Origin of the sequence: Moorena sp. SIO4A5 (assembly GCF_010672005.1) — a bacterium.
Lineage (GTDB): Bacteria > Cyanobacteriota > Cyanobacteriia > Cyanobacteriales > Coleofasciculaceae > Moorena.
In genome coordinates this window covers 1-5998 of record NZ_JAAHHZ010000285.1, presented here as the reverse complement: position 1 = coordinate 5998, position 5998 = coordinate 1, and the positions used below count along the sequence as shown (strand labels likewise).

The window sequence follows — 5998 nt, the reverse complement described above, 5'->3', positions numbered from 1 at the left end:
TAGTTTGTCTTGACTAGTTTGTCTTAACAATTGACAATCTACCAATTGGCAATTAACCAAATTAATAATTAGCATTTAGCAATTAGCCAGTTTTATACGTCTGGGAATAGAGTAATGGAATCTCCTGGAGCTAGGGTAACAATCGCCCGTTTGTACTGGGGTTTGTAACCTACAAATCTTCCCACTCGACGCTTTTTACGTGGCGGACGTAGGGTATTTACTGCCACCACTTTCACTTCAAAAAGACTTTCAATCGCGGCTCTAATTTGTGGCTTTGTCGCTTTGATAATCACATCAAAGACATACTTGTTCTGCTCCATCAGTAGGGTCGCCTTCTCAGTCACAATTGGGCGAATCACCAAATCAGCAAGGTCACGGGGGTTATACTCAGTCATTGTAAACCTCCTGAATTTTGGTAAGAGCCGTGTTAGTGGTCACGATTTTATCAGCGGCTAGGATATCATAGATATTCAAGTTGGTGGCATAAATCAACTTGACAGTTGCTAGGTTACGGACTGACAAATAAACCTTTTCTTCTGGCTGAGCTAGGATTATGAGAACTTTTGACTCAGGCTCAATTCCCCACCGACCAATTGCTGCCACCACATCCTTGGTTTTGGGTCGTGGTAGTTGCTCAACAAATTCCTCTACCACAATCAAATCCTCGGCTCGACTCATAAACGCTGTTCTTAGAGCCAAGCGACGCTCTTTGCGGTTCATTTTCTGGCTATAGTCTCTGGGTTTCGGACCAAAGATCACACCACCACCACGCCATAGGGGTGAACGATTCGAACCAGCACGAGCACGACCGGTTCCCTTTTGTCGCCAAGGTTTGCGTCCTCCACCTCTAACTTCGGAACGAGTTTTTGTACAAGCATTGCCTTGACGAGCATTGGCCATTTGTCTAACCAGTGACCGGTGAACAATGTGGGCAGCGTTTTCTTCTTTGGCAACTCGCATCTGGAGTGTTGCCTGCCCTACTTCTTCCCCTTGCCAGTTTCGCACTGAACAATCTACCATTTGTTCTCTCCTTCTTAGGGACCAAGCATTTAGCAATTAGCTGTTAGCTTTTCAGCACTCAGTGCTAGTAGTAAAAATAAACAGTTACATATACATCAGGCTTACACCTAACGATGAGGGAGCTAATTGCTTTTTCGTTCTGACTAACGTCCGACTTTATTAGTTGGTGCAATGCTCAATAGTGTCCCTGGTTTACCGGGAACTGCACCTTTAATCAGTAGCAAATTGCGCTCTGCATCTATCTTGACTAACTCAAGTTTGCGAATTGTCACCTTGGTACCGCCGTAACGACCAGCCATTTTCTTACCTGGATAGGTACGACCAGGGGTTGTCCCTGCTCCAGTGGAACCTGGGAGGCGGTGGTTTTTGGAACCATGAGCCATCGGTCCTCGCCTGAAGTTGTGACGTTTCTGATAACCCGCAAACCCGCGACCAATGGTTTTACCGCTGACATCGACAATTTGACCAATACTGAACATATCGGTATTGACTGGCTGACCCAGTTCAAACTTACTGGTATCATCCACGCGGTACTCACGTAGGTGGCGTAAGGGTGGGGCGCTAGATTTAGCCAAGTGTCCTATTTCAGGCTTAGTAATTGCCTTTGGCTTGACTTGGTCATAACCAATTTGAATGGCATTGTAGCCATCTGTCTGGTTAGTTTTTATTTGGGTCACAGTACATGGCCCTGCTTGGACGATGGTTACAGGAATCGCTCTTCCTTCATCATCGAACACTTGGGTCATACCGAGTTTGGTACCGAGGATACCGACAGACACTGGTTTCTCCTTTGTAGACATTGCAGCAGTCTGGCAGCAGGGATATTCACAAACCTGAATTCCCTTTGTGCCACAAACCTGGTCATTATAAACCTGGTCACTATTTATAGTGGATAAACCTCTCCTCAAAAAATAAGCAGAGAGCCCACTTTTATCTAGCTCGGCATGATGGTCGAGCTAGATTCTCGTTCAATTGCGTTTACTGGTCAGAAAAGGCTATTAAACTTGCCTGACTTCGCTGGGACTTAAGTTGTTAATGACTCAGTATCCCTTGATCCACGAAAGTGTAAGCACTGATTGACCTAAAGCAGACCCAAGAACTGATGGGAGTTGTTTATACCTAACTGTCTTTGACCTACTTTAGCCCTGATGCCAAACAAACGCCTGGTATGCTGTGTATATTGTCTTGCCTCGAACCTATTTCTCAGCCCACAGCACACGCAGCTATTCAGTTGCTTAATAAGCAACTGTCATAATGCCACTATTGTATAGTATATAGTATTTTGCTAAGGGTGTCTAGTTATTTTGAGAATTAGTTTGAAAAAAATTGCCTTCCTGTATGGATTTATCTGAAATCGGGGGATTCGGGTCTCGAAGGATGCGTTCGCGTAGCGTAGCCCTTCGGGCTAATCGCATAGTCTCGAAATCAAATAATTCAGTCCTCATCCCATTCCCCAGACAACAACACACAATCCCCCACCTGCAATACTCCAGCTTCATCCACCGGATTATATAGTTTCCCTTGTCTACGCAACGCCTGAACCATGACATTGTATTGATCCTGGAGATCAATTGGCTTCATACCGACCAAACTTGAATTCTCTACCAAAGTTACCCAATGCTTAGATCCCTCACTAAGGAAACTGCGACTTTCGATCCAGTCTCTAAACGCTGCTAATTCTTCCGGTTCCCCAACAACTAGCAATCGATCCCCTGAACGCAACGTCATCTTACCTTGTGGGTAGTGGACTATATCATTACCTTGTTGAATTGTCAAAACTGTTACCCCAGTCACGTTACGGATATCTGCTGCTGCCAGAGTTACCCAATCTAGACGGGAAGTTTGACTCAAAGTCACCCACTCACTGTGGAGTTCTTGGGCAACATCAGTGATGTCTTGCTGCTTTGAATAGGTAGCTTGTTCAGGTCGTACACTCAAATAGCGGTCTTGGTGAATCCGATTGATGACCGACTGAATCATCCCTGGGGTTTCTCCCAATGCTACTAGCACATGGGCTCCCATTTCCAATGCTGCCTCAAATTCTGGTTGCACTACTTCCCGCGCCCCTAACTGGGTAAGTAGGTCAATTTCGCTATTTTTGTGAGAACGAGCCACAATATCCAGTCCTGGGGCAAACTTGAGGGCACGTTTGAGCAACAAGCGGGTACTGCCAGGATCGGGTAGGGCAATGGCTAGGGCTTTAGCTTTTTCTAGATGGGCTTTTTCTAACACCAGTTCCGAGTGAGCATCCCCAAACATATAGGGAATTTTCTCATGTCTCAAGCGTTGAATAGCAGCTTCGCTATTTTCAATCACTAGTACCTGATGCCCTTGATTGCGCAGGATTTTGACCAGTACTCGCCCAACTCGTCCATAGCCAGCCACTACCACATGATTACAAATCGTTTCTGGAATTGACAAAGCTTTAGTGCCCTGAAACTGACGCAGGTAGTTTTTCAGAAACGGCAGATTTACCAGGTGGTCTGCTATTCGGGGAGACCATCTCAGCCACATGGGTGTCAGGACTAGGGTAATGGCTGTGGTTCCCACCAGGAGTAGATACTGATCCCTAGTGATAAATCCTAACTCAAAGCCAACCACTGCTAATACAAAGGAAAATTCTCCAATTTGATTGAGACCAAAACTAGCAATAAAAGCAGTTTTAAAGGAATAGCCAAATTTCAGTACAATCGGTAGGATAATGGCTGCTTTGCCCCCCATGACTAACATCACTAAACCGATGATTATGCCGAAGTTTTCGAGCAGCACTTCCGGCTCAATGAGCATTCCTATGGATGCAAAAAATAAACATACAAACGTATCTTTAAGGGGAATTATTTTGGCAACTGCTTGGTCAGCATAATCAATTTCAGCCATCATTAAGCCTGCCACAAATGCTCCCATTTCAACGGATAGACCAAGTCCAGCAGTAATCAAAGCAATCCCTAAACACAGGGCAATTACTGTGATCAGAAATAGCTCACTGTTTTCAGTGCGGGCAATATATTTAATGAGATGGGGAACTATCCAGCGACCGGCGGCTAGAGCAGCAGCTAGAAACACCAAAGCTTTGAGTAAAGCAACAACTAAAGCTGAGCCAATATCTGAGGGCTGCTGAAGGGCGGGGATGACGGCTAACATCAGACCTAAACTAAGGTCTTGAGCAATCAAAATTGCCAGCATCACTTGACCATGAAGGGTATTGGTTTCTCCTCTCTCCATCAGAGTTTTAAGAACTACTGAGGTGGAGGAAAGGGAGATGATGAATCCGAGCATTATTCCCGGAGTAAATCCATCAACCCAACCAAGTCCATTGGCTAAAACTGCAACTAGGGTAATAGTGAGACTAATTTGCAGTAAACTCCCTTTAAGGACAATATCTTTAAATCGTTTAAGCTGGGATAGAGAAAACTCTACCCCATAGGTGAATAACAAAAAAACAATCCCAATTTCAGCTAGGGATTTGACTTGTTCTAATTCGCCTACGAGTTTAAGACCAAACGGACCAACCAATAAACCACTGGCTAAATAGCCTAAAAGTACAGGTTGACGTAGCCGATTGGCAAGGTAGCCTCCCAGAGCAGAAGCCCCTAGAACTGTGGTTAGATCCAGAATTAAATTGTGTCCTGAGGCCATGATTAGGAATGGGTAATCGGTTATTGGTCACAGGCTTCATACCTGGAGGTTTTCCCTTGTGCCCTGATTTTTTTGTAACCTACCCACTTGAACTAAGCAACTTGGGCATCAAGGAGTTGGTAAGGAAGGTTCAAAGTACTCTACCCACCTGATAATTTTTTCAGTTATCTTATGACGGTAGAGATTTCCAAGAACTATGACTTTAGAACAGTGTAACGTTTGTGGGTCTTTAACCAGCACCAACGATGAAATTTGCCTAAGTTGTGGTTATCCAGCTAAAGGTCGGCCAAAGTTAGTTTTTTTCAAGTGGACTGCTATCGGTGTTGCTGTAGTATTTGGTCTCTTTCTCCTACTAGGGGTCATTAACAGAGTCGAGCAACACCTCAACTCTCAACCTTCGACACAGATAGACCGATAAGATAGACCGGTAAGATAGCGTTGGGTTATCCGTGTATCTGTGTATAAGGGAAACCGTGCCAGCACGCAGCAGACACAGCGCGCAGCAGACACAGATACACTTAGTTAGAAGTCGGGGGAGTAATCAGACCATTAGCTGCACCAAATAGATTGATGGGATTTTTGCCATCGGTAATCAAAACACTCTGGATACCAAGTGCTTCTAGAAGTCTTGCCTGCATTTCCGGACCTGCTTGTGCGATCGCTTGAATGGTTTGAGGACCAATTGCTTCTACTTTCTGTCGGTATTCTTCACTCTTAATGTGAGCCATACGCTCAGCTTTGGCAATCTCTAGGTTATTCAAACTCTGTTGATGGGCTAATTCAGCTTCCTGACGTGCTTTGAGTTGAGCTAACTCGATTTCATTGCGAATCCGAGCCGCCTCGGCTTCTTGCTGAGCCAAGTTAACTGCTAATTGTCCTTGAATCTGAGCCGCTTCAGCCTTAGCTCTCGCTTCTGCTGTTGCCTGACCTGTAGACTCAATGGCTATATTTTCTGCTTGTAATTCTAGAAGTTTTTTCCGTTCTGCTTCTGCTGCACTTTGATCCAAAATCACTTGCCTTTCCAACCTGGCTTTCGCTTCTTGCTCAATCCGTTCCGCATCTTGGCGTGCAGCAGCTTCTTGAGCATCAGTAGTAATTTGAATCGCTAGCTGCACTGACTTTTGCAAGCTCCTTAAGGTTTCTTCATCCACTGGCTCCACTGACTGAATGTCAATATTGGTAATTACCAGGTTATTCGCTCGAAAACGAAATTCATCTCGAATATGACCTTCTTGATCAGTGCCAAACACGGCCTGACGGATAATCCGGGCTGAATTGCGGTGAAATTCATCAAATTTTTCCCCTGCTACAGCACCCCGCACTCGGGATGCGATCGCTTTAC

General features: G+C 45.0%; 5 protein-coding genes and 1 pseudogene. 1 reads left to right on the top strand and 5 read right to left on the bottom strand.

What is annotated here, in order from left to right; genetic code table 11:
* Positions 1 to 92: 92 nt before the first annotated feature.
* From F6K57_RS35105 to F6K57_RS35090, 4 genes are all read right to left on the bottom strand, one after another.
* The gene (locus tag F6K57_RS35105) at positions 93 to 395 is read right to left on the bottom strand and encodes a 50S ribosomal protein L23 (protein WP_075895721.1); all 303 of its coding nucleotides are present in this window, start codon (positions 393 to 395) and stop codon (positions 93 to 95) included.
* Positions 388 to 1020 carry a 50S ribosomal protein L4 gene (gene rplD / locus F6K57_RS35100; RefSeq protein WP_075895723.1) on the bottom strand — a complete coding sequence of 211 codons (633 nt, stop codon included), beginning with the start codon at positions 1018 to 1020 and terminating at the stop codon, positions 388 to 390. The genes F6K57_RS35105 and rplD overlap by 8 nt, the downstream gene beginning before the upstream one ends.
* Before the next feature lie 143 nt (positions 1021 to 1163).
* Entirely contained in the window at positions 1164 to 1799 is a 636-nt protein-coding gene (gene rplC, locus F6K57_RS35095; protein WP_293072607.1) for a 50S ribosomal protein L3, read from the bottom strand.
* A 655-nt stretch (positions 1800 to 2454) separates the two neighbouring features.
* Positions 2455 to 4656, bottom strand: a complete 2202-nt coding sequence (locus tag F6K57_RS35090) for a cation:proton antiporter (RefSeq protein ID WP_293072605.1) — start codon at positions 4654 to 4656, stop codon at positions 2455 to 2457.
* 196 nt (positions 4657 to 4852) lie between these two features.
* Here F6K57_RS35090 and F6K57_RS35085 point away from each other — a divergent pair, with 196 nt between their 5' ends.
* On the top strand, positions 4853 to 5074 hold the full coding sequence (locus tag F6K57_RS35085; protein WP_293020904.1) for a hypothetical protein: 222 nt from the start codon (positions 4853 to 4855) through the stop codon (positions 5072 to 5074).
* Between the two features lie 100 nt (positions 5075 to 5174).
* On the opposite strand, the pseudogene F6K57_RS35080 reads toward F6K57_RS35085, so the two are convergent.
* Positions 5175 to 5998: pseudogene (locus tag F6K57_RS35080) on the bottom strand (colicin uptake protein); the annotation flags it as partial.

What these genes read in the sequence shown, in the direction of transcription:
- F6K57_RS35105 (WP_075895721.1), bottom strand. Translation starts at nt 395, where the DNA reads ATGACTGAGTATAACCCCCGTGACCTTGCTGATTTGGTGATTCGCCCA.
- rplD (WP_075895723.1), bottom strand. Translation starts at nt 1,020, where the DNA reads ATGGTAGATTGTTCAGTGCGAAACTGGCAAGGGGAAGAAGTAGGGCAG.
- F6K57_RS35085 (WP_293020904.1), top strand. Translation starts at nt 4,853, where the DNA reads ATGACTTTAGAACAGTGTAACGTTTGTGGGTCTTTAACCAGCACCAAC.
- F6K57_RS35090 (WP_293072605.1), bottom strand. Translation starts at nt 4,656, where the DNA reads ATGGCCTCAGGACACAATTTAATTCTGGATCTAACCACAGTTCTAGGG.